The 25,547-nt window shown below is 62.4% G+C and carries 22 protein-coding genes; 16 read left to right on the top strand and 6 right to left on the bottom strand.

Features of this window, described 5'->3' with window-relative positions:
- The first annotated feature begins 20 nt into the window (after positions 1 to 20).
- The 15 genes from ACKLNA_RS22190 (at position 21) to ACKLNA_RS22120 (ending at position 15,722) form a co-directional block, all read left to right on the top strand.
- On the top strand, positions 21 to 1,046 hold the full coding sequence (locus ACKLNA_RS22190) for a polysaccharide biosynthesis/export family protein (protein ID WP_085733202.1): 1,026 nt from the start codon (positions 21 to 23) through the stop codon (positions 1,044 to 1,046).
- Between the two features lie 17 nt (positions 1,047 to 1,063).
- Positions 1,064 to 2,656 (top strand): Wzz/FepE/Etk N-terminal domain-containing protein, encoded by a 1,593-nt coding sequence (locus ACKLNA_RS22185; protein ID WP_248744502.1) that lies wholly within the window; start codon positions 1,064 to 1,066, stop codon positions 2,654 to 2,656.
- Positions 2,641 to 3,747 (top strand): glycosyltransferase family 4 protein, encoded by a 1,107-nt coding sequence (locus ACKLNA_RS22180; RefSeq protein ID WP_408987123.1) that lies wholly within the window; start codon positions 2,641 to 2,643, stop codon positions 3,745 to 3,747. Before ACKLNA_RS22185 ends, ACKLNA_RS22180 begins: the two co-directional genes overlap by 16 nt.
- Positions 3,744 to 5,114, top strand: coding sequence for an O-antigen ligase family protein (locus tag ACKLNA_RS22175; RefSeq protein ID WP_408987109.1), 1,371 nt, complete (start codon positions 3,744 to 3,746; stop codon positions 5,112 to 5,114). Before ACKLNA_RS22180 ends, ACKLNA_RS22175 begins: the two co-directional genes overlap by 4 nt.
- Positions 5,111 to 6,079 (top strand): glycosyltransferase, encoded by a 969-nt coding sequence (locus ACKLNA_RS22170; protein ID WP_134826211.1) that lies wholly within the window; start codon positions 5,111 to 5,113, stop codon positions 6,077 to 6,079. The genes ACKLNA_RS22175 and ACKLNA_RS22170 overlap by 4 nt, the downstream gene beginning before the upstream one ends.
- The gene (locus ACKLNA_RS22165; protein WP_408987108.1) at positions 6,072 to 7,208 is read left to right on the top strand and encodes a glycosyltransferase; all 1,137 of its coding nucleotides are present in this window, start codon (positions 6,072 to 6,074) and stop codon (positions 7,206 to 7,208) included. The genes ACKLNA_RS22170 and ACKLNA_RS22165 overlap by 8 nt, the downstream gene beginning before the upstream one ends.
- A gap of 13 nt (positions 7,209 to 7,221) precedes the next feature.
- Positions 7,222 to 8,223: a polysaccharide deacetylase family protein gene (locus ACKLNA_RS22160; protein ID WP_408987107.1), complete on the top strand. Its 1,002-nt coding sequence runs from the start codon at positions 7,222 to 7,224 to the stop codon at positions 8,221 to 8,223.
- Positions 8,220 to 9,527: a lipopolysaccharide biosynthesis protein gene (locus ACKLNA_RS22155; protein ID WP_408987106.1), complete on the top strand. Its 1,308-nt coding sequence runs from the start codon at positions 8,220 to 8,222 to the stop codon at positions 9,525 to 9,527. The genes ACKLNA_RS22160 and ACKLNA_RS22155 overlap by 4 nt, the downstream gene beginning before the upstream one ends.
- Positions 9,524 to 11,443, top strand: a complete 1,920-nt coding sequence (locus ACKLNA_RS22150; protein WP_408987105.1) for a hypothetical protein — start codon at positions 9,524 to 9,526, stop codon at positions 11,441 to 11,443. Before ACKLNA_RS22155 ends, ACKLNA_RS22150 begins: the two co-directional genes overlap by 4 nt.
- 71 nt (positions 11,444 to 11,514) lie before the next feature.
- A complete protein-coding gene (locus ACKLNA_RS22145; RefSeq protein WP_085712100.1) occupies positions 11,515 to 12,204 on the top strand; it encodes an N-acetyltransferase in 690 nt (229 codons plus the stop codon).
- 4 nt (positions 12,205 to 12,208) lie between these two features.
- Complete coding sequence (locus ACKLNA_RS22140; RefSeq protein WP_408987104.1) at positions 12,209 to 13,396, top strand: GNAT family N-acetyltransferase; 1,188 nt, start codon at positions 12,209 to 12,211, stop codon at positions 13,394 to 13,396.
- The gene (locus ACKLNA_RS22135) at positions 13,368 to 14,159 is read left to right on the top strand and encodes a ChbG/HpnK family deacetylase (RefSeq protein WP_408987103.1); all 792 of its coding nucleotides are present in this window, start codon (positions 13,368 to 13,370) and stop codon (positions 14,157 to 14,159) included. Before ACKLNA_RS22140 ends, ACKLNA_RS22135 begins: the two co-directional genes overlap by 29 nt.
- A gap of 115 nt (positions 14,160 to 14,274) precedes the next feature.
- The gene (locus tag ACKLNA_RS22130) at positions 14,275 to 14,967 is read left to right on the top strand and encodes a GNAT family N-acetyltransferase (protein ID WP_085712097.1); all 693 of its coding nucleotides are present in this window, start codon (positions 14,275 to 14,277) and stop codon (positions 14,965 to 14,967) included.
- A gap of 150 nt (positions 14,968 to 15,117) precedes the next feature.
- On the top strand, positions 15,118 to 15,411 hold the full coding sequence (locus tag ACKLNA_RS22125) for a type II toxin-antitoxin system RelE/ParE family toxin (RefSeq protein ID WP_102622395.1): 294 nt from the start codon (positions 15,118 to 15,120) through the stop codon (positions 15,409 to 15,411).
- Positions 15,412 to 15,413: 2 nt separating this feature from the next.
- Positions 15,414 to 15,722, top strand: coding sequence for an addiction module antidote protein (locus tag ACKLNA_RS22120; protein ID WP_408987102.1), 309 nt, complete (start codon positions 15,414 to 15,416; stop codon positions 15,720 to 15,722).
- An 8-nt stretch (positions 15,723 to 15,730) separates the two neighbouring features.
- Here the strand turns inward: ACKLNA_RS22120 and ACKLNA_RS22115 are convergent, their stop codons facing one another.
- Complete coding sequence (locus ACKLNA_RS22115; RefSeq protein WP_408987101.1) at positions 15,731 to 16,540, bottom strand: class I SAM-dependent methyltransferase; 810 nt, start codon at positions 16,538 to 16,540, stop codon at positions 15,731 to 15,733.
- A gap of 137 nt (positions 16,541 to 16,677) precedes the next feature.
- Here ACKLNA_RS22115 and ACKLNA_RS22110 point away from each other — a divergent pair, with 137 nt between their 5' ends.
- Positions 16,678 to 17,046: a hypothetical protein gene (locus ACKLNA_RS22110; RefSeq protein ID WP_408987100.1), complete on the top strand. Its 369-nt coding sequence runs from the start codon at positions 16,678 to 16,680 to the stop codon at positions 17,044 to 17,046.
- On the opposite strand, the gene ACKLNA_RS22105 is transcribed toward ACKLNA_RS22110, so the two are convergent.
- The 5 genes from ACKLNA_RS22105 to ACKLNA_RS22085 form a co-directional block, all read right to left on the bottom strand.
- The gene (locus ACKLNA_RS22105; RefSeq protein WP_408987099.1) at positions 17,037 to 18,467 is read right to left on the bottom strand and encodes a sigma-54-dependent transcriptional regulator; all 1,431 of its coding nucleotides are present in this window, start codon (positions 18,465 to 18,467) and stop codon (positions 17,037 to 17,039) included. The genes ACKLNA_RS22110 and ACKLNA_RS22105 overlap by 10 nt on opposite strands.
- Positions 18,436 to 19,929 carry a sensor histidine kinase gene (locus ACKLNA_RS22100; protein ID WP_408987098.1) on the bottom strand — a complete coding sequence of 498 codons (1,494 nt, stop codon included), beginning with the start codon at positions 19,927 to 19,929 and terminating at the stop codon, positions 18,436 to 18,438. Before ACKLNA_RS22100 ends, ACKLNA_RS22105 begins: the two co-directional genes overlap by 32 nt.
- Before the next feature lie 104 nt (positions 19,930 to 20,033).
- Positions 20,034 to 21,104: an SCO family protein gene (locus ACKLNA_RS22095; protein ID WP_408987097.1), complete on the bottom strand. Its 1,071-nt coding sequence runs from the start codon at positions 21,102 to 21,104 to the stop codon at positions 20,034 to 20,036.
- A 17-nt stretch (positions 21,105 to 21,121) separates the two neighbouring features.
- Positions 21,122 to 23,929, bottom strand: a complete 2,808-nt coding sequence (locus ACKLNA_RS22090) for a multicopper oxidase domain-containing protein (protein ID WP_305835339.1) — start codon at positions 23,927 to 23,929, stop codon at positions 21,122 to 21,124.
- 158 nt (positions 23,930 to 24,087) lie between these two features.
- Positions 24,088 to 25,536: a sensor histidine kinase gene (locus ACKLNA_RS22085; RefSeq protein WP_408987096.1), complete on the bottom strand. Its 1,449-nt coding sequence runs from the start codon at positions 25,534 to 25,536 to the stop codon at positions 24,088 to 24,090.
- Between the last annotated feature and the right edge of the window lie 11 nt (positions 25,537 to 25,547).

Below are 25,547 nucleotides of genomic sequence, written 5' to 3'. Positions count from 1 at the left end.
GCAACGCGAGGGATGACGCAATGAACGCCAAGATACTGGTTCTGCTGATGCTGCCGCTTGCAGGTTGCTCCAGCAACTCCGAAACCCAGACCATGCCGGTGAATATCCTCACCGCCACCCCGGCCAATGCCCAGGCCACCGACATGCCGAAGGTCGAGCAGACCCTGCGCCCGCAGGATGTGCTGGACGTGATATTCCACATCAGCACCAGCGGCTCGGACGCTTATCGCGTGCAGTCGGGTGACCAGATCGGTCTGAACTTCACCGCGGCCAGCCAGCTCAACGGCAACCAACTGGTGTTGCCGGACGGCACCATCAATCTGCCGGGTGCCAACACTTCGGTGAAGATCGCTGGGCTGACCAGCGATGAGGCCCGGGATGAAATCCAGCGCGCCTATCAGCGCAAACAGTTGTTCCAGCCCAATCGCAATCAGCTGACGGTGCAGATCATCAGTCCGCTGACCAACGAGCAGAACCTGAAAAGCGCCCTCAACCACCCGGCCACCGGCATGAGCCGCGAGATCACCGTGGGCACTGACGGTTACGCGAGCTTCCCGGAAATCGGTGCCGTGCCGCTGCAAGGCATGACCGTCAATCAACTGGAAACCTTCCTCAACAAACGCTATGCGCAACTGCCGGGAAGGATGACCGTGGACGTGCTGCTCAAGTCCACCGCCGGCAACGAGATCTACGTGCTGGGTGAAGTCGGCCAGCCGGGTTCCTATCCGATCCGCCGCCCGGTTTCTGTGCTCGAAGCACTGACGTTGGCCCGAGGCACCAACGTCAAGGCGCGTCTGGACTCGGTGATGATCATGCGGCGCAACGGCAATCAGGTGCAGGCCGTGCGCTACGACGTCGAGAAAGCGCTGGCCGGCGACGCCTCGCAAATCGCCTACCTGCAACCGGACGACATGCTCTACGTGCCGAAGACCAAACTGGCGAGTGCCGGTGATCTGGCACGGCAACTGGCCGACGTGGTGCTGTTCCAGGGCGTGGGGTTCAGCTTCGGCTACCGCGTCGACAACAAGGGCAGCAACAACAACTGACTCTCGGGTGACCTGACATGAATCCAAAGGAAAACTACCTGCATGAGTTCTTCAGGATCTTCTTCGCCAACAAGCGGCTGGTGAAGCGTGTCTTCCTGATCTTTGCAGTGATCGCGCTGGTGCTGCCGATGGTGCTCAAACAGAGCTTCGATATCACCGCCCAGGTGATCGTGCAGTCGAAAAAACTCTCCCAGGGCGACGCCACCACGTCGCTGACCGTGGACAACGCCACGTTCATCCCGCCGTCACTGGCGGACATGGAAACCGAGAGCAACATCCTGCGTTCGCCGGCGCTGATCCGCCAGACCATCAGCGAACTGCGGGACAAGGGTGAATACACCCCGCCGCCCGGGATGTTCGCAAAACTGATCGGCGATCCATTCCGGCGCTACATCACCTCGCCGCTGCGTCAGTACCTGATCAACCCGCTGCGCAATCTGCTGGGGCTGGAAACCGATCCGGTGCGTGACACCGTGCTCGACGGGTTGACGCAACAGGCCATCGACAGCCTGAAGATCGAGACCCTGCCCGGCTCCAACGTGATCTCGATCGTCTACAGCTTCCCGGATCCGCATCAAGGCACGACCTTCGTCGCCGCCCTGCTGCAGAACTATCTGGTCAGCCGTCAGGCGCTGCAATCGATCGACCTGCCGCAGTCCTTCTACGAGACCAAGAAGCACCTGTATCAAGTGCGCCTCGACGGTCTGGAAGCCAACCGCCAGGCCTTGCTGGAACGTGTCGGCGCGGCGGATCCGAAGGAAGAAATCACCTTCCGCCTGAATGCGATAAACACTGAAGAGCAGGCGCTGAACCTGTATCAGGATCGTCTGCTGCAAAGTCAGCGCTGGCTGGAATACCTGAAAACCAGCCTGGCCGCCGCCAGCAACAACAAGCTCAATGACTACACCTTCCCCTACACCTTCACCACCACCGTCGACAACGTGGCGTTCGAAGACCGGGAGATCAAACAGCTGGGCGAACAACTGACCACCCAGGTCAGCCGTTACATGAACGATCTGGCAGTGTTCCAGCCCGGCAGCGAGCCGATGCTGCTGACCCGCGAACAGATCGCCCGCACCCGCCAGCAGTTCCTCAAAGTGGTGAGCAACCGCATTCAGGAACGCACCAACGATCTGGCGGTGGTGCAACAGGTGATCGATCAGAAGACGGCGCGCATCGCCGAGTTCAAGGCGCGCATCCATGACTTGCAGCAGACCCAAAGCAAACTGCGGCAGATGGACACCGAAATCGACGCCCTGCATGCCGCGTTCTCGACCTACGCCCAACGCTTCGCCGAAAGCAGCACCACCCGCGCGCTGAACGACGACCTGTCGAACGCCCGGGTCCTGAGCCCGCCATTCGAGCCGACCGAAGCGGCGTTCCCCAAACCGCTGCTGATCATTCCGTTCGGTCTGTTCACCGGTCTGCTGCTGGCGATTGCCCTGGTCTACGTGCGTGAGTTCTTCGATCATCGCTTCAAACACCCGGCGCAAATCAGCCACGAGCTGGGCGTACCGGTGCTGCTGGTGATCAACGATCAGAGCACCCAGCCGGGCAATCCGCACAAGAACTGGACCGTGCCAAGCTTCGTGCACTGGGTGCGCAATTGAACACGCCGTCCTCCCCGAATGCCGCGCTGCCGATCATTCATTTGCTCAGCAGCGGTGGCTTCTATGGGGCCGAGCGGATGTTGCTGGATCACTGCCTGGCGACACCGGGGCAGCATCAGGTGCTGTTTCTCGATGCGCCAGCGCAGCTGATCGAGCGCTTTCGCGAGGCGGGTGTGGATGCGCAAGGTTGCGCCGGGCTCGGCGCACTGCTCGGGCATTTGCGTCAGCGCCGGGCGGAGCGTCCGTTGATCAACACCCATAATTTCAAGGGCCTGTTGTTCGGCTGGATGGGTGCTTCGCTGTTGCGTCTGCCGCTGGTGATCACGCAACACGGTTTCACCCCGCGCAGCCGCAAGCAGAAGTTCTACACCTGGCTCAGCCTGCAACTGTGCCGCACGGCCTCGGTAGACCGGGTGGTGTGCGTGGCCGAAAGCATCGCGGTGCTGCACCGCCAGGCCAGCGTGCGGGCGGAGAAGCTGCAAGTGATCCCCAACGGCCTGCCGGCAGCGGTCGCCCAGCAAACGCTGCAAACCGAAAATCCGCGCTGGCTCGCCGGTTATGTCGGCCGGCTGAGCAGCGAGAAAGGCCCGGATCTGTTCCTCGATGCCCTTATCCCGCTGTGTCATCAACACCCGCAGCTCGACGCAGTGATGCTCGGTGACGGCCCGGAACGCGAGGCCTTGCAGGTACGAATCGACGCCGCCGGGTTGCAGCAGCGCATTCGCCTGCCGGGTTATCAGAACGACATGCGCCACTGGTGGCAGCGACTCGACGCGCTGGTGATCAGCTCGCGCACCGAAGGCACACCGATGATTTTGCTGGAGGCCATGCAGACCGGCGTGCCGGTGGTGGCCTTTGCGGTCGGCGGGATTCCCGATGTGCTGGAACACCGGCACAACGGCCTGCTCGCCGCGCCGACCGACAGTACCGCACTGGGCCGTCAGCTCGACACCCTGCTGAGCGACAGCGGGCTGGCGCGCAGGCTGCGGGACAACGCAAAACGCACGCAACAGGACCGCTACGACCTCAAGGCCCTGGCCGAACGCTGGTCGCAGCTGTACATCCGCACGGCACGGGAGGCACGCGCATGATTTTCCCGCTCTCGATCGTCAGCTTGCTGGGTCTGGTCTGCATCGCCTTGCTGGCCAGCCCATGGCCCTATCTTGCGCCGGGCGCGGTGCTCGGTCTGGTGGGGTTCGCCGTGCTCTATCGCAAGCCGACCTGGGGCCTGCTCGGCATTGCCGCGCTGGTGCCGTTCGAGGGCTTCTTCAAGGACAGCTCGCTGTCGGGCAGCAAGCTGATCGGCGCGTCACTGGCAGTGATCCTGATGCTGCAACTGGCGATGCATCAGATCCCGGCGGAACGCCTGCGCAGCAATATCTGGCGTTACCTGATCTGGTTCATGGTTCTGTACTTTCTGAGCCTGCTCAACACCGATGACATGGGCATGTCCCTCGGTCATCTGCGCGAACTCAGCGTCGGTCTGATCCTGTTCGTCATCACCTTGCTGATCGGTCGCGAGTTGAACCTCGACCTGTTCGCCCGCCTGGTGACACTGGCCGTCAGCGCCACCTGTGCGATGGCGATGTTTTCGACCAAATTCCAGGATCAGGGCCGCGCTGCCGGTCTGCTCGAAGACCCGAACGCCTTCGCCATGCTGATCGCCTTCGCCGTACCGCTGGGCCTGCTGCTGATCATTCGCAGCCCGAACCTGTTGCACCGTCTGTTCTGGGGCGGTTGCTGCCTGCTGCTGCTCGGCGGCATGACCAAGACCGAATCGCGCTCCGGGCTGGTGGTGCTGGCGCTGAGTCTGGTGATCGGTTGCTGGCACTACCGCGCGCAACTGACACGCATCCGCCCACGGCACCTGGGCTTCGCCATGCTCGGCGCGGCGATTGTGATTCCGCTGGCGATTTATGCGATGCCCGCCGGCTATCTGGCGCGTATCCAGTCGCTGAGCGTGCTCAGTGCCGGCGCCCGGGGCCACGATGACGAGTCCCTTGGCCGTCGCGCTTCGTACATCGTGGTCGGCAGCCAGATGATCCGCGAGAACCCGCTGCTCGGTTCCGGCCCCGGCACCTTTCCCCTGCATTACGCCACCACCGGGTACGCCAAGGCGTTTTCTGCCAACCGCAAGATCGGTGACCTGTACCGCCGGGCGCACAACACCTACCTGGAAATTTTCAGCGAACTGGGAATTCCTGCCGGGCTGCTATTCGTCGGCATGCTCGCCCTGGGCCTGTACAACCTGATCCGCGCACGCCGCGCCTGGATGCAGCGCCGCGACTGGGAGCAGGCCGACATGATGACCCACCTGGGGGTGGGTTTCCTGTCGCTGACCCTGTTTCTGATGTTCCTCAGTGCACCGAACCAGAAGTACGTGTGGATCATGCTCGCGCTCACCAGCGTCCTGCGCCTGAAGGCCGAGCAAGCACCGTTGGTGGAGACAAGGACATGAGCCGGATCAGTGTTGTCATCCCGATGTACAACGAGGGCCGCCACATCGGCCGCACGCTGCTGGCGGCGCAGAAAGCCGCCCATGCGGCCAACGTCGAGTGCGAACTGATCGTGGTCGATAACGGCTCCAGCGACGAGGGCCCGCAGATCGCCCGCCAGTTCGGCGCGCAAGTGCTGGTGGTGCCGGGTGTGTTGATCGGCGCCCTGCGCAATCGCGGCACCGCCGTCGCCACCGGTGACTGGCTGGCGTTCATCGATGCCGACATCGAAATGCCCGAAGACTGGCTCACCGGGCTGTTCGCCCTCGAAGCCGAGGGCCACGCCGATGTGTTCGGACTGGATCTGCACACCCCCGCCTCTGCACCGTGGTACGCCGTGGCCTGGCAACGCCGCACCCTGCGCCCGACCAGCCACACCGCCCATGCCGTGGACTGGTTGCCCAGCTCCAACCTGCTGATGCATCGGCGCTGGTTCGACAAGGTCGGCGGGTTCAACGAGTCCCTGCGCACCGGCGAAGACAAGGAATTCACCCTGCGCCAGAGCGAACAGGGCGCGCGACTGCTGTCGGTCAACGAATCCGTGGCCCTGCACTGGGGCTACGAAATGAACTGGCGCGAATGGATGGGCAAGGAAATGTGGCGCCAGGGCAGTCATCTGCAACTGCTGCGCACCCATGGTTTCAGCCTGCGTCTGTTGCGTTTTCCACTGTTGTCGCTGGCGGCGTGGCTGCTGGACCTGCTGGCGATTTCCGCGTTGCTCAACGGCTTTCCCCATCACGCCGCGGTCATGGTGATCATGACCACGATCCCGGCGCTGGTGCTCAGCATCCGTCAGAGTCGCCGCCAGCACGATATCGGCCTGACCCTGCAACTGTGGGGCCTGCATTGGGTGCGCCTGCACCTGGCCGGCGCGGCGTTCATTCTCAGTCTGTGTCATTGGAATGCCAGGAGGCCTGCCCGTGGCTGAGTTCATTTTCTGGATGTGCCTGTTGCTGCCGGTGTACGCCTACGTCGGCTACCCGCTGTTGCTGACACTGCTGGCGCCGCTGTTCCCGGCGTGGCGTCACAGCCCGGCGCCGCCGCTGAACATCAGCATCGTGATCGCCGCGCACAACGAGGCGCGGCATATCGAACACAAGCTGCGTTCGCTGCTGTCCCAGGACTATCAGCCGGCCACCCTGCAAATCATTCTGGCCAGCGACGGCTCCAGCGACGACACGGTGGCTTGCGCGCACAAAGTGGTCGATTCACGAATCACCGTGCTCGACCTGCCGCGCCAGGGCAAGGCGGCGACACTCAATGCCGGCGTGGCCCTGGCCACGGGCGACATTCTGGTGTTCACCGATGCCGACAACCAATGGTCGCGGGAAACCCTCGGCTACCTGCTCGCGCCCCTGAGCGATCCGCAGGTCGGCGCCTGCGCCGGGCACATGGTGATCCCGGTCACCGGCGGCGGTTTGAGTGTCGGCGATAGCCTGTACCGACACTACGAAGGCTGGCTGCGCCGGGTCGAGAACCGCACCGGTTGCATGGTCTCCGCCGACGGCGCCCTGCTCGCCCTGCGCCGTGAGTTGTTCGAGGACGTGCCGGCGGAGGTCAACGACGACTTCTTCATCAGCACCTGCGCCCCGGTGAAATTCAAACGCATCGTCTACGTGCCTGAAGCGCAAGTGATCGACCACGGCGTCGATGAAGCGGACAAACAATTCCGCCGCCGTCAGCGTGTCACCGTTGGCGGCCTGCAAAGCCTGGCCCAGCGCAGCGAGCTGCTTAATCCGCTCAAGCACGGGCTGTATTCGATTGCATTGATCAGCCACAAATTGATCCGGCGGCTGGCACCGATCCTGTTGCTGCCGTTGCTGCTGAGCAATTTCTGGCTGTGGGACGACCACGGTTTTTATCGCCTGAGTCTGATCGCGCAACTGATCGGCTACGCCATCGCGATTGCCGGTCTGCTGGATTCGCAACACCGCTTACCCAAACCGTTCCGCCTTGCGGCATTCCTGCTGGTGACATTGGCGGGCATGAGCATCGGCCTGTGGCAGTTCCTGCGCGGCCAGCGTTACGCCCAGTGGAACCCTGACCAAAACCGTTGAGAGGGCTCAAGCCATGGCGATCAAACAACTGATAAAACGCACCAGTGGCTGGCTCTATCTCAACTCGCCCGTGGGACGAAACCAGTTGCACGGCGCCGGGGTGATCCTGATGTTGCACCGGGTGCTGTCCAACGACCGCGCCGCCGACCTGCCGCATCGCAACGAACTGTGCGTCGGCCCGAAAGCCTTCGAGCATTTGCTGGTGTGGCTGCGCAGGCACTTCGATTGCGTGCCGCTGATGGAAATCCTCCAGCCCAACGCCCTGCGCCGCGAGCGCCCGCAAGTGGCGCTGACCTTCGATGACGGCTGGCGCGACAACGCGGCCAACGCCTTCCCGCTGCTGCAGAAGCATCAGGTGCCGGCGAGCATTTTCCTCTCCACGGACTTCATCGGCAGCCGCCAGCGCTTCTGGTGGGAAAGCATCGGTGAAACCCTGTGGGGCAGCCACGGTGAAAAACCGCGCATGCACCTGATCGACTGCCTGCAGGCGCTCCACCATCCATTGCCGGTGCTGATGGACGACATCGACGTGGATCGTCGCAGCCTGACGTTGCTGCACTATCTGCAAGGCTTGAAGAACACCGACCCTTCGATCCTCGAACGCCTGACCAACGAATGCCCGCCCGAGTCACTGCCCCAGGCGCTGGACTGGCATCAGGTGCGGGCGATGGAGGCTTCGGGGCTGGTGCGTTTCGGTCCTCACGGTGCCAGCCACGCGATCCTGACCCAACTCGACGACGTGCGTCTGGGCGAAGAAATCAGCCGCAGCCGCGACGCCCTGAACAACGGCTGCAACCGGCCATTGCCGGTGTACTGCTACCCCAACGGCGACAACGACGCGCGAGTCCGCGAACAGATTGCCAGCCACGATTATCCGTTCGCCCTCGGCACCGGCACCGGCATCTATCGCGGCGCCGGAGATCCGCTGAACCTGCCGCGCTTCGGCGTCAGTCAACGCACGGCGCGCAACCCCGAGTTGCTGTCGTGGCGGATCTTTCGCGGGGCGCGACCATGAGTCGAAGCAGTTACCTCAAGCACCTGGCGCTGAGCATGGGCACCAAACTGGCGATGATCGCCCTGCGCCTGCTGAGGAACGTGTTGCTGGCGCGGATCCTCGGCCCCAGCGAGCGCGGCTTGTTTGCCCTGCTCAGCACCCTGCCCGACCTGATCAACGCGGCCACCAGCGGCGGCTTGAATTCCGCCGTCGGTTACCAGGCTGCCAAACAACGGCCGATGGGTTTGCTGCTGGCTCAGGTGCTGGTGTTCGGTTGCTTGCTGGCGGGGTTGTTGACCTTGCTGGTGGTGGCGCTGGTGCGCGAGTTCGGCAGTGAACTGGACGTGACCGTGCAACTGGGCCTGCTGGCGTGGCTGTTGCTGCTGGCGGTGCCGTTGACCGTGCTCAAGAGCGGCCTGCTGACGTTGCACAATGCGTCCGGCGGCGTGGTCGCGTTCAATGCCTTGCGTCTGGTGGAATCCCTGGCGCCGCTGCTGCTGTTTCTCGCGCTGTTCTGGATGTGGAAAGAAGCGGCACTGGAAGCGGCGCTGATCAGTTGGCTGGCCGGGATAAGTCTGGTGGTGCTGGCGGGTTGGGTCTGGCTCAAGCGCGCGCAGCCGTTGCAGCTGCAATGGGACCGCGCCAGTCAGAACGAACTGCTGCGCTACAGCGCCCGCAGCCATCCGGATCTGTTGTTCCAGCAAGTCATCCTGCGCTCCGATTACCTGTTCATCGGCGCCCTGCTCGGCAGTACCGCGCTGGGTCATTACGCCATGGCCAGCGCCGCCGCCGAACTGTTGTTGATCGTCCCGGAAGCGGTGACCACGCCGCTGATGAAACGCCTGCTGCAACAGGACGAAGGCATGGACAAGGTCACCCCGCTGGCCCTGCGCCTGACCGCCACGGTGATGCTCGGCGCCTGCCTGACCATGGCCGTGATCGGCGAATGGCTGATCGTCACCCTGTTTGGCGCCGCCTATCAACCGGCGTATCCGGCGCTGCTGGCGTTACTGCCGGGTCTGCTGGGCCTGTGTTACGCGAGCATTCTTCGGCTCGACCTGCTGGGCAAGAATCGCCCCGGCACCGTATCGCTGCTGATGGGCCTTGGCGCCCTGCTCAACCTGGCACTGAACGTGGTGCTGATCCCGGCTTACGGGATTGTCGGCGCCGCAGCGGCGTCGTCGATTGCCTATCTGGCGGTGACCGTGGCGATGCTGGTGTTGTATTGCCGGTTGAGCGGCGTGGCGTTCTGGCAAACCCTGATCATCCTGCCCGGCGACATCGCACCGATGTGGCTGATGTTGCAACGCAGGAAAGCCGCATGAAAAGTCTGGCCCTGCTGCTCGGTCTCGGCCTGTCGCTGGACGCCTTTGCGGCGTCGATGCGCTGGGGCGACATTCGCGACGGCAGCCTGTACCTGCAAGCGGATCGCCCCGACTCAGTGACCGTGCGCTGGGCGCCGGCGTGGCAGGCGGACGCTAATGAAGAACACCTGTACCTGCTCGACGGCCAGGGCAAACTGCAGGGCGAGCGCTTCATCAAGGCCAGCGAAACCCGTGGCAGCCAGAGCTGGCCGTTGGCACCGGGGGCCGCGAGTTATCAGCTGGAAATCCCCGGCTACAGCTTTCGCAATTACCGGGTCGAGCACGACGAAAACACCGTCGCATTGTTCGCCCCGGCCAAGGTGCATTTCAGCGCGGAAACCCGGGACGGCGATGAGCTGTATTTCAGGATTGCGCCGGGTGAACACGCGGTGCTCGCAGGCAAGTTCCACGGTGGCGTCAGCGCCTTGCAAGCACAGCGGGTCGGCGACGGCCAACAGCTGTCACTGGCGCTCAAACCCTATCGCGCCTATTGGCAATTCGATCAGGTCACGCTGCCGGTCAGCGATCGCGAACAAGTCTGGCGCCTGCGTCTGCAAGGCAGTGGCAAAGCGGCGTTCTGGCTCGATGGCACGGCCAATCTGTTCGCGCAGAACCCGCAGCAGCTCAAACCGCTGCGCGAAGACGACGGCCAGACCCGCCTGACCCTGCATGACAAAGTCCTCGGCCGCACGCCGGATCTGGGCATCGCCCTGCCCTACGTCATGCCGCCACCCGCCAGCCATGCCGCCCTCGATGCGCTGAAACCGACGGCCGCCAGTTACTACAGCTTCGTCGATGTGACGGCGAAGAAGCCGCAATTCGAAGATGCGTTTCGCCAGGTCTATCAGGACCGTTTCGGCATTCGTCAGGACATCACTTTGCTTGCCGGCAGCCAGCGTCAAGCCGACTTGCGTGCCGACGTGCAAAGCAACGGCGGCCTCGACGCCTGGCTCGCGAGCACCCGGCGGCTTGGCGGCAAAGGCACGCACTATATCGGCTTTGCCGACGAGCCCAACCTCAACTATTCGAGTTACGAGCAATACCGCTCGATCTTCACCAGCATGGCCCGCCAGGTGCGCAGCGATCCGGCCAATGCCCGGGCCGGCGTGCGCATTGCGATGCCGGCCAGTTCGCGGCTGGTGAACGGCCCGTTCGCCGACAACGCCGCGAACAAGCGCGGCATCGACTGGGCCCGGCGACTGCTCGGTGAATCCGCCGATCAGGTCGATGCACTGGCCTGGCACGAATGGATGATCCGCGACCTGCTCGCCACCCGCGTGTACCGCGACAGCGTGCGCCGCGCCGCCGATCTGGTGGGCCTCGATGCCAAGGGCCAACCCCGCAAGGCCTTGCTGCTGGATCAGACCAATCTCTCCAGCGGCTCAAGCCTGAGCCCCTACGATCAGGAAACCCATTACACCTCGTTGTGGTGGGCCTCGGTGGTGATCAACGCCTCCCAGGACGGCTTGCTGACGATGCTCAACTGGTTCCAGGCCGCCGATGAGCCGGAATATCCGAAAGGCATGTTGCGCGTCTCGGCGGATGAACAACACTTCGAACTCAAACCCGTGGGCCTGGCCCAGCAGTTCATCCAGCAACACTGGCTGCACAAGGTGCTGTGGCTGGAAAACGATGCCTTCGAAGTCGATGTGCTGGCGATGGCCGGCGACGATCAGCGCGGCTTGCTGGGTGTGAACAAGGGCACGCGGTTGCAGCGTGTCGATCTGGCGGGCGCCAAGTGCCCGTTGAACAACGGCGCCCTGCGCTACTTCGGCGCCGACAACCGCAGCCGCGACGCGCCCTTCCGTTGCCAGGACGGGCGCGTGCGCTTCGAGCTGCCGGGGCAGACCCTGTTTTCCCTGAGCTGGCGCACGTGATGAACCGCCCGTTGATGTCCTGCCGCGCAGGCCACTTGCCGCGCGATGCCACGTCATCAGGAGTAACGACCATGAACGTTGTGACAAAAATCAGCGAACACATCAAACAAAAAGGCCTGCGTGCGACGCTGGCCAAGGTGTGGAAGCACTACGTCTTTTCCCATCAGGAACTGTTGTGGATGGAGCGCGACCTCGTCAGCCCGGTGCCGCCCCACAGCCTCAAACCGTATCCGCCGCTGCGGGTGGTGAAGATCACCCCGGACAACGCCAGCGCCTTCGCCCGCTACTTCGGTGACCGCGTCGGCACCATGGCCGAACTGGCCAACGAAGGCCACACCGGGCACATGCACCTCGACGATCACGGCGATGCGGTGGCCTTCATCTGGGGCAGCGCCCGGGACTATTTCGACCGCCACTATTACGGCTGCATGTTCCCGGTGAAGCCCGGCGAGTTCTTCGAGTTCGGCGGTGAGCTGACCCGTTCCTATTGGGGCACCGAACTGTCGGTGGACCTGCAACTGGAACTGTGGAAAGCCATGGCCGCCCAGGGCTGCGACAAGGTCGTGGACGTCTGTGAATTCCACAACATCCCGGCGCTCAAGCTGCACCTGCGCATGGGCTACACCGAACAGGGCCGGATCATGAACGTGTACACCCTGTTCGCCCGCTGGCGCTTCTACCGCGAAACCCGCTACAGCGGTTCGCGTCTGGATGCGTTGCGCAAACCTTCCCGTCCCTCTGTCACAGCAACGGCGACCTGAGCCTATGGCGCGATTCGAATGGCGCACCTCGTTGTGCGCCCCTGACTTCCCGGCAGCGGCTTATGAAGCGCTGCGCCTGCGGGTGACGGATCACACGCCGTTCAACAGCCTCGGCTGGCTGATCGCGGCAGAGCAGACACTCGACGCGAACGAGCATCTGCACATTCTGCTGGGCTGGGAAGCGGACGAATTGCGCCTGTGCCTGCCGCTGGTGGCCGGCCGTGAACGCTTTGGCGGGATACCGTTTGCCGTGGTGCATCACCTGGGTTATCCGCTGGCGGATCGTCTGGCACTGCTGTCTGTGCTGACGGCCGACGATATGCGCCAGGCGCTGCTGCTGATTCGCCAGCGCATGCCCCACGCCTTGCTGCAACTCAACGAACTGTCGGAGCCTGCGGGCGAGGAAAGTGTCCTCACGCAATGGATGGCCCGCAGCTCCAACGCCGAACGACGCTTGAGCTGTCGGGTGCCGGTGCACCTGATCAGCGAGGCCGATCATCAGGAAGTCTCCGGCGACCCGCGCTACAAGCTGCGCCGCGCGCGCAAACGAATTGCCGCCTGTGGCGCGACGGTGCGACGAATCACGCCCGATGCCCTGACCATGGGCCCGCTGTTGCAAGCCATCCGCGAAGTCGAAGCGGTGAGCTGGAAAGGCGACGAAGGCGTCGGCATCTTCGCCACCGAACGCAGCCGCCGCTGCATCGAAAACGCTTTCACTGCCCTCGCCGCCCAGGGTTTGGTGCGGGTGGTCACGCTGGAGCTGGACGGTCGCTGCATCAGCTACCGGCTCGGCCTGCTCGAACAGGGCCGGCTCTACGATTACAACCTCGCCTTCCTGCCGCAGTACGCGGATCTGGGCAGCGGCCGGGTGTTGCTGGAGGAATGGATTCGCTGGGGGCTGGATGACCATTGGCGCTGGATCGATGCCTCGCGGGTCAGCCTGGAAAACTCCAGCCACCAACTGCACGAACGCATGACCGGACAACTGGAGCACTGGCGCTGGAGTTTCTATTCCTGGCGGCCGAGCGGTGTTTTGCTGGGGTTGGGATTGCGCCTCTGGCAGCGGCTAAAACCGAAACTGCAGCAGTGGCGCGCACGGCAGGCAACGACAAAACCGGCGGTCCTCGCGAAACCGGCAACCCACCCCACCACGGAGGGCGAACATGCCTCGCCAAGTCATAGTCAACGCTGACGATTTCGGCCTGAGCCCGAACGAAAACGCAGTGATCTTCAGTGCGTTCCAGGCCGGGGTCATCAGTTCCGCCACGGCCATGGCCAACATGCCGGCCTTCGAAGCGGCCTGCGCGATGGCCCGCCATCACTTGCTGGAAGGTCGGGTCGGCCTGCACTTCAACGTGACGTATGGCCGGCCATTGAGCCAGGGGATTCTCGCCCGCCCCACCTTCTGCGACAGCCACGGGGTGTTCGATCTGAGCCTGGCGCGGCACAGCCTGTGGCTGGGTCGTGAAGATCGTGAAGCGGTGCAGGAAGAATTGCAGGCGCAGTGGCAGCGTTGTGTCGATCATGGCGTGCGCCCGAGCCACATCGATTCACATCAGCACGTGCACAACATCTGGCCGATCGGCGAGATCGTCGCGCGCTTCGCCGCTCACCAGGGCGTACCGGTGCGACTGGCGCGCAACCTGGGACAGAACCTCAGTCTGCCGAAGCGCCTGTTCAAGGGTTTGCTCAACCGTCGTCTGCAAGGGCTGGCCGGTGCGACGGCGGACTATGTCTGCACCCCGGTGGACCTGCGCAACGAGCCTGCGCCGACCGACGGTGTGCTGGAAATCGTTGCCCACCCGAATCAGCTCGGGGCCGATTTCGGTGATGCCTATCTCGAACCCGGAGAGTCCCTGAGTCGCGTGCTAGAGCGGCGGCTCCCGGGGGTTCCACGGGTTTCCTACGCCGACTTGAACAAGGATTTTCTACGCGGTGCCGCGGCACTCGACTGAGTTACACAACTGGCAACACTTTCGAAGATGGCACTTTGAAATGTACTTGCCAGCTTGATCTATACCCACAAAAGCCAACTACAAAAACACCCGGGCTTCGGCCACGGAGGGCATCATGAGCGTCATCGAAAAGCTGCGCGAACGCATCAAGCAAAAAGGCCTGGGCCGCACGTTTTCCACCTTGTGGAAACGCTACGTGTTCTTCCATTGGGAACTGCTGTGGATGGAGCGCGACCTGATCAGCCCGGTGCCGCCGCACAAGCTGCGCCCTTACGAAGGCCTGCGCAAAGTCGACATCACGCCACAGAATGCCGGCGCGTTCGGCAAGCATTTCGGTGACCGTGTGCAGACCATGGCCGAACTCGCCAGCGAAGGCCACACCGGGCACATGTACCTGGACGCCGACGGCCACGCCGTGGCCTTCATCTGGGGCAGCACCCGGGACTATCACGACCGTCACTACTACGGCTGCAACTTCCCGGTCCAGCCCGGCGAGTTCTTCGAATTCGGCGGCGAAATGACCCGCGCCTACTTCGGCAGCAGCCTCTCGGTGGACGTACAAGTCACCCTCTGGCAAGCCATGGCCGCCCAGGGTTGCCACAAGGTGGTGGACGTCTGCGAAACCCACAACATCCCGGCGCTGAAGCTGCACATCCGCATGGGCTATCACGAACAGGGTCGCGTCACCCACGTCTATGGACTGTTTGGAAAATGGCGGTTCTTCCGCGAGACGCGCTATGAAGGCTCGCGACTGGAACCGCTGCGTAAACCGGGGCGGCCGGTGGTGACGGCGGCTGCGCAGGCTTGACAGCTTTTTCCTGCGATCTGTAGGAGCTACGCCAGCGTAAGCTCCTACAAAACCAGTTCCTGCTTGCCTACAGACTCTGACGATACATCCAAGTCTGATAAACGAACTGACTGACTGCTCGATTCGTATCCAAGTGGATACAGTCGAGCTATGAACTACTTCATACAACAAACAGCAGTTTTCATGGCATGGCACACCTCGATTCGTGATGTGCGAGCCAAGGTTGCTATTGCCCGTCGCATTGATCGTGCGTCAGCAGGTAATCTAGGCGACATCAAACCGGTAGGTGACGGTGTATCGGAAATGCGCGTTGATGTCGGTGCCGGGTATCGGGTCTACTTTACGATGCGTAGTGGTGTTGTCATTGTCCTGCTGGCCGGTGGGGACAAATCATCACAAAGTGCGGACATCAGACGTGCAAAAAAAATGGCAAAGGAGGTTTAACCATGAGCCAGACTTTGACAACTTTTGATATGGCAGCATTGCTGGACAGCGATGAAGCCATCAGCGAATACCTTTCCCAAGTGCTGGCCGACGGTGACAACGAGGAGTTTCTTCGTGCAATCGGCTATGTAGTCAAGGCACGTGGCATGACTCAAATAGCCAAGGACTCGGGAATGGGTCGCGAAAGCTTGTACAAAGCTTTCGCGCCGGGAGCCAAGCCCCGCTTTGACACTGTGCTCAGAGTTATTCATGCACTTGGCATCGATCTCTGTGCGCAACCAGGGCATGTGCTGAATCATTCAATTACCTGAGAGTTGCGCTACTCGCCCTTCACCCCCACCCACGTAAAACACATCGGCATCTGCGCCTCGCGGTTCAAATACTGGTCATACGCCTCTTCCCGGTTCGAATGCGGGTATTCCGTGAAGTGCGCGATGGCGAGCCCGGCGTCGAGGGCGGCGGTGAAGATGGCGCCGAGGTTGTGCACGAACCAGTACGACGGTGCGACCTGTTGCTCGATCTTGCCGACGTAGACGATCGGTTCCTGCTGCACGAACGGCTCTTGGCGAAAGTACGAGGTCGCCAGGCGAAACGGATCTTCGGCGTCGGGATCGACCATTTCCAGGAACGGGTGGGTCTCGTAGATCACCAGTTGCCCGCCCGGTTTCAGGGTCGAGGCGACGTGGCGGAAGAATTCACCGATGTCGGGCATCCAGTTGAGGACGCCGATGGTGATCAGCGCCACGTCGAAGCGATTGCGCAGTGATTCGGGCAAGTGATGAATATCGGCTTCGATGAATTCGGCCTGTTGCGGCGAACGGCTGTTCAGCACACGGGCCTGTTCAAGAAATGCCGCCGACTGATCGACCCCGACAACACTTCGCGCACCCAGCGCGAACAGCGAGAGGCTCTCGCGGCCGTTGTTGCAGCACAGCTGCACGACGTCTTTTCCATCGACGCCGACCTGTTCCAGCAACCCGCTCAGGGTTTCGTCGAGGCAGGAAAAACCGGTCCGGGTGACCTCGCTCAGCAAGGCCTGCCACTCGGGCGATTCCTGATGGTGACGGGCCGAATCGTTCCACGCCTGACGATTGCTTTCGATGGCGTTCTTGTTGTTTGGCACTTCCATGGCGCACTCCGCACGATGCTCTTGATTGAGCGGCCCGAGTCTAGTTGAGCGCGATGATCCAGGTTGTTGCGAACTTGTAAGCCAACGGGCGGCTATAGTTAATAGCCTTGGGGAAAACCGCTTCCACAGGTGCCGCCATGCAAACGTTCAATCGGCTGCTGTTTTGCGTCTGTCTACTCGCCGCCGCTCAGGCACAAGCCCTCGACAGCAACTTCAATTATTACGGGGCCGACCAGCCCTTCGCCCACCCTGCTCCGCCTTCGCTGTATGCGCAGCCGCCGCGAGCGTTCGATGACACGCCGCCACAGGATTTCATCGTCATCCCGGATCGCCACGTGTTCCATGACTCACAGCTGCCGACCGTGGCCGATGCGACGGTGCGGGTGTTTATCCGCACCTACGATGCCGAGCGCGGCATCTACGTCAATGACGAAGTGCTGGACCCGACATGCCTGCTGGAGTGCCTGAGCCCGCCGAATCCACGAACCAGCGCGGTTTACCACTGACGCTTGTCCGGTCGCGCCAGGCCAAGCTTCTCGATGCGATAGCGCAGCATGTCGCGGCTCAGGCCCAGCAAGCGGGCGGACTTGGTGACATTCCAGTCGGTCTTGTCGAGCATCTTGCGCACCATGTCGCGCTCGACTTCCGGCAGGTTCATCGACTCGGTGTTGCTCGCCGGGCGCGGTTCGAAGTGCGGCACCTCGTGATGCTGATGCAGCGACGGTTCGTCCACCAGGCTCATGCACACGTTCAACTGATGCGCGGCGATGGTGTCGCTCGGCGCCAGCAGCACCGTCTGTTCGAGCATGTTGCGCAGTTCGCGCACGTTGCCCGGCCAGGTGTAATTGAGCAGCAATTCTTCGGCCTGCTGGCTGAAATGCAGGTTCGGCTTGCCGTAGCGCTTGCCGTGGCTGGCGAGAAAATGCCGGGCCAGCAGCAGCGCGTCGTCGCCCCGGGCATACAGGCGCGGCACCTTGATCGAGATGATCCGCAGGCGAAAGAACAGATCGCGGCGAAACTTGCCCTGCTGGACCATTTGTTCGAGGTTGCAGTTGGTGGCGCTGATCACCCGCAGATTGACCTTGCGCTCCTTCACCGAGCCGACCCGGCGAATGGTGCGGTCCTCCAACAGCTTGAGCAGTTTGGCCTGCAGCACCAGGTCCATCTCGCCGATTTCATCGAGGAACAGCGTGCCGCCGTCCGCCGCTTCCACCAGCCCGACGCGGCGATCCTTGGCATCGGTGAATGCGCCTTTCTCATGACCGAACAGCTCCGATTCCACCAGGTTGGCGGGGATCGACGCGCAGTTGAATTCAATGAACGGGCCTTTGCTGCGTACGCCATCGAAATGCAGCGCACGGGCCACCAGTTCCTTGCCGGTGCCGGTCTCGCCTTCCACCAGCACCGGCGGCAGGTCGCCGCCGGTCATGCGCCGCTCGGCTTCGAGCAACTGGCCGATGGTGTTTTTCAGATGCTGCATCGGCGCCGATTCGCCGATCAGCGCCTGCACCCCGGACTTTTGCGCCTCGCGTTCCTGATAGAACGACAGCGTACGTTCCATCCGTTCGGTGGCCAGGGCCTTGTCCAGCAGCAGTTTGAGTTCCGGCAGCGCGACCGGTTTGGTGACGTAATGAAAGGCGCCCTCCTTCATCGCGACCACCGCGTCTTCGACATTGCCGTAACCGGTCATCATGATCACTTTCAGATCCGGCGCGCTGATGCGCAGCTTCTGGATCAGATCGTGACCGCTCATGCCCGGCAGCGAGTTGTCGGTCAGCACGATGTCCGGCATGAAGCTTTCCAGTTGCCCCAGCGCGTCTTCGGCGGAATGGCAGACCGTCACCTCGAAGTCTTTGCGCTCCAGGTAGGTCTGAATATTGTCGGCCAACAGTTCGTCATCCTCGACCAGCAGAATGCTGTGTTCCATATTCCCCTCCCGATGCCACTTTAAAGTTGAGACTGACGCGGGTTCCTTCCTGCTCGCGGCTGGTCAGCACGACCGCCCCCTGAAAACGCTCCATGATTCTTTTGACCAGTGCCAGGCCAACCCCGAGGCCGCCCTGCTTGGTGGTGAAAAACGGTTTGAACACCAGTTGTTGCTGTTGCGCGTTCATGCCTTTGCCGGTGTCCCCCACCGTCATGCAGACCTGACCGGCGTGGGGTGCATCAATGTCGACACTCAGCACGCCGCCCTTGGGCATGGCCTCCAGGGCGTTGGCAAACAGGCTATTGAGAATCTGCGTCAGCAGCACCTTGTGGCTGACCACCGGCGGGCAGTCCTGCAGGTTGAGTCGCACCTCGACGCCGTTGCGCCGGATCAGCGCCTCGAACGCGCCGAGGGAATCTTCCACGGCGGCGCGCAGCTGCAACGCCTCGCCGTCGTCACTCATCGGCCGCAGCGAAACCAGCAACTCCCGGACCCAGCGCGACATGCGGTCCACCTGACTGATGATGTCGCCGATGTTGCGCTGGGCGCTCTGGCTGGCCACTTCCTGAGCCAGTTCGGCACTGGAGCGAATAGTTGCCAGCGGATTGCGCAGGCTGTGGGCCACCGCCGAGGACATCTCCCCCAGCGCCACGAAGGTTTCGTTGCTGATCAGTTGTTGCTGTTGGCTGTGCAGCAGGGTCGAGGCACGCCGCACGATCCAGAACAGGCCCAGGTAAATCGCCGCCCCGCCGAGAATCGTCGCCGCCCAGATCGAGGCAAATCCACGGTCGATGCGATCCACCAGATCCGCCGGCTCCTTGTAGATCTCGACCATGGCGATGACTTTGCTTTTGTCGGCGTTGAACATCGGGATGTAGTTCTCGATGAACAGGTATTTGGGCTCGCGGGAGAGTTTCTGCTCGGGTTTCTCGTCGTCGATCTTGTGATAGCTGGAGGACACCGGCACTTTCATTTCGAACGACTCATCCAGCTCGTCATCGTCCTCGAACTTGACGCCAATGAGTTCCGGGTTGGTCGACCAGATCACCGTGCGATCCAGGGCGTAGACCGTCGCCAGCAGCACATCCGGCAAGTGTTCGACGTGATCGAGAAACTCGGCCCGGGCCGCGCCATGGGCCAGCGGATCGACATCGGGAAAGTTTTCGTCCTGACGCGGGTCGAGCATTTCACCCATGGTGCGCAGCGGTGTGATGCCGGCATGGCGCATTTCCGCATCGCCGATGGCCTGGACGAATTGCGCGGTGAGCAGCGCATCGCGCTCCACGCTTTCAGTGACCACGAAGCGCGTGGAGATATAACCCAGCCCCAGCGCCACGGCGGCAATGATGAAAAAACTCGCCAGCGAGAACCAGCGCAGCAGATTGAACTGCGCGCCCCAACCCTTGATGGCGGCCGCCGCGACGTTCGGCGCCGGTGTTTGTTGTTCTTCCAGTCGTTGCATGGGGGTGCCCTGGCGTTTTTTGTATCGAACCGGTTACAGCCACCTCACGAGTGAGTGTAGGTGGCTATCACCGCAATACAGGACTCAAAGTCGCTATTTGGTCGCTAGCGCATGCGGCTCACCGTTTCGCTGCTCGCGGCCGCACGGGTTGGCGTCAACGCCCCGTCAGCCAAGGGCTGCGTGGTCGGGTGCTGGCGCTCGGTTTCATCGCGCAGAAAGTCGATGATCGACTGCGCCGACTGTTCGTCGAGGCGCAGGTTGGGCATCGCAATTCGCTCGTATTGTTCGAACAGTTGCAGCGCAATCGGGTCTTTTTCTGCCAGTACCCGATCCGGCTCGCGGATCCAGCGGTTGAGCCAGGCCGGGTCACGCTGACGGGTCACACCGATCAGGTCCGGGCCGATGTTGCGCATGCCGATGCCTTCACCGTCCTGCGGGCCGAGGCTGTGGCAGGAGGCGCACCGAGTGCGGAACAGTTCTTCACCATTGCTCGGCGGGCGGATTTCCGGCGCATTGGCATAACTTTGCTCGATGCTCGGCTGCTTCCAGTTCTGCAGGGTGTTGGCCAGTTGATCGGCAAGGATCCACGGGTTCTCGAACGGCGAGGCCTTCATCCAGCGCCCGGTGCTCTGGTTGCCGACGATCAGGCTCAGGTTGTGATCCTTGGTGCGGCCATTGTCGACGCCTTCGATGAACAGCCCGAGTTTCTTGCGCAGGTCGGTGACGTCTTCAAATTCGCCGGTGAGGAATTTCCAGCCGGGGCCGACCTTGAAGCGTTGCGCATAGGCCTTGAGCACTTCGGGGGTGTCGCTTAAAGGGTCGATGCTGATCGAGTAGAAAAAGATGTCCTGCCCGACCCGGTCCCCCAACAGTTTCTGCACCTGGCGCAGGCGTGCGGTTTCCAGTGGGCAGGAGTCGCTGCAGGAAGTGAAGATGAAGTTGATCACCACCACTTTGTCTTTGATCAGGTCATCGAAAAAGCGCACCTGCTTGCCGTCCTGATCGGTCAGCAGGGTGTTGGGGAAATAGTCGCCACCCCACGGGGTGGCGGATTCGCTGGCGCCTTCGGGCATTGCTTGGTGGGCGATGAGCACCTGACTGCCGAGCAGGCAGGTAACCAGCACCAGAATCAAGTGCATGCCCAGGGCGCGGGAGCGCGGCGTTGGTCGGGTCATGTCGGCTCCCTCCCTGCTCATTTCTTCACAGTCACTTGCGGGCCGAAGCCATCGCCAGTGCGGAAGGTCGGCAGCGCGGCGGAGTTGACGTAGCGCACGCCATCCCAGCTCGGCAGCGGAGTCGGCATCAACTGCAGTTGCCCGGGTTTCTCGAGGTCCCAACGCAGCAGCATCGAGTTGTCTTCGTGCTGGGTGTTGTGGCAGTGCTCCATGTAGGTCCCGGCAAACTCGCGGAAGTTGATCGCCATTTCCACGCTGTCCAGCCCGTCGGCTTCGGAGCCGATGCGATAGACGTCCTTGCGCGCCCATTTTTCCCACTCGGGCGGGGCCTTGCCGCCACGGCTGAGGATGATCCCTTCCTCGAAGTGCACGTGCACCGGATGGCTCCAGCCCTTGCCGCCGAGCTTGATGTTCCACACTTCCAGGGTGCCGAAACCGGCAGTGCCTGCATCGGTCGGGCCGCTGGCCAGTTTGGTCGAGGCGTTCAACCGGCGTGGGTCCATGTGGAAGCCGAAGCCGCCATCGGTCTTGACCGTCCACGGTGCTTCATCGGTGCCGTCGCTGCGGCCGAAGGTGAAGGTGCGGTGACGGGCGTTGGCCAGCAGCGCCTTGTCGGCAGCGTTATCGCGGTGGATCTTCAGCGGGATCATCACCATGCCTTCAGCCTTGCCCGGTTTGGCCGGTTCGTAGGCTGCCGGGTCCATGGCCAGGTCCTGGCCGGTGAAAGGCTTGACGTTGAGCTGCAAGACCTTGCCCACCGCCGGATCGCCCTTGTCCCACTGCGGACCTTTGCTGGTCTGCTTGATCACCGCCAGGTACTTCTCGGAGAGCACGTCGGACAGCGAGATCGTCTCTTTCGGGCCTTTGCCGTCGTCCTGGGCCTGAAGGTTGACGAAGAACAGCTTGTCGCCGGGCTTGATGCCGTTTTTCGAGAAATTGACGATGATGTCGAACCGCTCGGCGATGCCCTGGGTCGGCAGGATCGCGTTGTGGTTCTGTTTGTCACCGTCGGCATCCAGATCCATCGAGCCATCGAACGGCACGCTGTGCTCCATGATGTTGCCGTCGTTGGCGATCATGTGGAACGGCACGCGGCTGTAGGAAACGCCGGAGTTCTTCGGCCCCTGGAATTCGCCGCCGGTGCCTTTGATTTCCCGTACCAGGGCCAATTTGAAGTAGCGCGACACCGAACCGTTGAGGATGCGGAACCGATAACTGCGGGCGCGCACGTCGAGGGTCGGTTTCCATTGCCAGTTGACCAGCACCTGATCGCCGATGAAGCCATCGGTGTTGAACGGGTTGAACCACAACTGGCCTTCCTGATCCCAGGCCTTGTCGGCGAACACCAGGTTGACGTCATAGTCGCGGTTACCCCACGGCAAGGCGCTGCCGCTGGGGAAACGCAGGTTGACCCCGTCGTTCACCGATTCGTTGCCGCGATCCAGCGCGCTGTAGTAGTTCATCATCGCCGCGTTGCCCTTGTAGACGTTCTGCGCGGTGAAATCGAGCATGTGGTCGTGGAACCAGTGGGTGCTCATGGTTTCGCGCCAGTCGCCACGGATCTTGATGGTGCCGTGGTCGCAGGTCTTCTTCGCAGGCTGCAGGTCATTGACCCACAGGGTTTCCCCCGGTGCACACGGGAACGCCGCGCGCGGATCTTCAGCCTTGGTGTTGATGCTGTCGTAACCGGCGAGCTGGATCGGCCAGCGATAGTCGTAGTACTGGCCGGGGAAGAAAAACGCGTTGGCATAGCCGTCGCTTTCCGCCGGTGCGTGGCCGTTGTGTTCGTGGGTGGTGATGGTGTGCAGACCGAAGCCTCGGTTGGCCGACGGATCGATCGGCAAGCCGTTGTAGTGACGCATCATCACCGGTTGGCCGTAGCGCACCATCAGCAGTTTCGGCGGCAGCGTGCCGTCGAAGGTCCACACCGAGTTGTGGTTCTGCACCGGCATCGCCGGGTGGAAACGTGCATCGACACCTTTGGCCGTGCCATCCGTCGCCGGCACGCCGGCAACGTTGTGGTACAGACCGCCGGGGCCGAATTCGCCGACGGCATAACCGTGCATCTGCCGACTGTCACGCAGGCCGCCGTTCAGACGCGCACCGGTCTGCACGGTCTTGTAGGCGACTTGCGGGTAGAACTCGTTCCAGCGCTGGTGGGCCCAGCCTTTTCCCGGTGGCCGGCCTTCGGCGGACGAGCCGATGTGACGGTTGAGGAACAGCTCGATCTGCGACTGCCACGGGTTGCGGTCGACGACGTTGGAGAACTGGCTCGGGAACGGTGTCAGCCCCGGTTGACGCAAAAAGGCGTCCAGCGCAGTACCGGGTGGCGCGCTGCGGGCGACACTGTTCGGGTCCTGGGCCGGCGCCGGGCCGATGGCCGCAGGCGGAAAACCCAACGGCGCGGCCGGAGTGGTCGGGTCGAGCTTTTCCGGGCCGAACTCTTCGAACAGGACGATTTGCTGGGTAAACGGCTGAGCGCCAAACAGCGGGCTCGGCTTGCCGTTGGTGGGGTAATTGAAACTGGTCTGCACGGTCGGCGGCAGGATGTTTTCCGAACGCGTGGTGTTGCGCGTGCCTTTCACCCCGTCGGGCAGATCGAAGGAATCTTCGTTGGCCTCGGGCATGGTCAGGATGGCGTTGAGGGCCGCCGGTTCATCCGCCGGCTCGTCGTAATACGCTGACGGGTCGGAGGCTTCCGGCTGGTTTTCGTCGTCGATCGGGCTCGCTCGGACTCCGGCCATGTTGCCCAGAGCCAACATCAGAAAGACGCTCAACGGCGTCAGCAGAAACAGCTTTTTGGGGTCACGCGTTGTTCTGTCCATCACCAGCCGCCTCATCTAAGGAAGGGGTGATGGTGTTTTGCAATTAGCTCGCCAACGTATTAATCCCCGATGAAACAAGCTGTTACAGGCGCTGTTGGATTCCCCACTCCCCGGTGACCGGGGCCTGACACCCGCTCCTGGGGGAAAGTTCACCCCATTTACTGGATGAGCTGAAACGCCAGACGAACGGTGGTGCCCTCGCCTTCACGGCTGTCCAGGGTCACGCCGCCGCCGAAGCGTTCCATGATCCGTTTGACCAGCACCAGCCCTACGCCGAGGCCGCCCTGCTTGGTGGTGAAGAACGGCCGGAACGCCATGCTGCGCTGTTCTTCGTTCATGCCTTTGCCGGTGTCACTGAGCATGACGCTCACGCCGCCGTTGTTTGTGGGTTCGAGCGTAATGGTCAGCGTGCCGCCCTTGTCCATGGCCTCCAGTGCGTTGGCCAGCAGGCTGTTGAGGATTTGCGTCAGTTGCACCGGTTGGCTCAGCACCATCGGCGTTTGTTGCGGATGAAACACCACGTGTACCGCGTTTTTGGCGATCTGCTGTTCGAACGCCACCAGACTCTCGTGCAGCGCCGCCACCAGATTCACCGGTTCCGGTTCGTCGTTGAGCGGTCGCAGCGACTGCAGCAATTCGCGCACCCATTTCGACATGCGATCGACCTGGCCGATGATGTCCTTGATGTTCTTCTGCGCCGGCCCCGCGTCGAACTCCAGGGCCAGTTCGGCGCTGGAACGGATGGTCGCCAACGGGTTGCGCAAACTGTGCGCCACCGCCGAGGACATCTCGCCCAGCGCAACGAAGGTTTCGTTGGCGATCAGTTGCTTTTGTTGGACCGCCAACAGGATCGCCGCCCGCCGCACGATCCAGTACAGCCCCAGATAAATCAGCCCGCCGCCCAGCGCGGTGGCCAGCCATATCAGGGTCAAGCCACGCTCCATGCGGGCGATCAGGTCCTTGGGTTCCTTGTAGATCTCGACCATCGCGGTGACGTTCTTGCCATCGGCGTCGAACAGCGGAATGTAGTTCTCGATGAAGATGTAATCCGGAGGCACCACGAATTTCTGCTCTTCACGGCCCTTGTCGACGTTGTGATAACTGGCAGATACCGGAATCTTCTCGCTGAATGCACGATCAAGGTCTTCATCGGCATGGATGCGGGTGTTGACCAGTGCAGGATTGGTCGACCAGATCACCAGGCGATCCGGTGCATAGACGTTGGCGAGGATCACGTCCGGCAGATGCTCGATGTGATCGAGGAATTCGCCCCGGGCGCTGGCTCGGGCCGCCGGGTCGACGTCGGGAAAGTCCCGGTCCTGGCGCGGGTCCAGCAAGTCGCCCATGGTGCGGATATTGGGAATCGAAACGTGGCGCACCTCAGCCGAAGCGATGGCCTGAATGAACTGCGCCGTGAGCAAGGCATCGCGCTGCACGCTTTCCTCGATCACGAAACGCGTGGACACCGTGCCGAGCGCCACGGCTACCGTGCCGATCACCGCCATGCTGATCAACGAAAACCAGCGCAGCAGATTGAACGGCTGCTTGCGCGAGCCCAGCCGCAGACTGCTCTCCTCGACCGGTAGCGATTTTGACTGCATGTTCATGGCGGCGACTT

Origin of the sequence: Pseudomonas sp. UV AK001, assembly GCF_046097675.1 — a bacterium.
GTDB classification, from domain to species: Bacteria; Pseudomonadota; Gammaproteobacteria; order Pseudomonadales; family Pseudomonadaceae; genus Aquipseudomonas; species Aquipseudomonas kribbensis.
The sequence above is the reverse complement of the archived record's forward strand: the minus strand, read 5'-3'. Positions and strand labels throughout refer to the sequence as shown.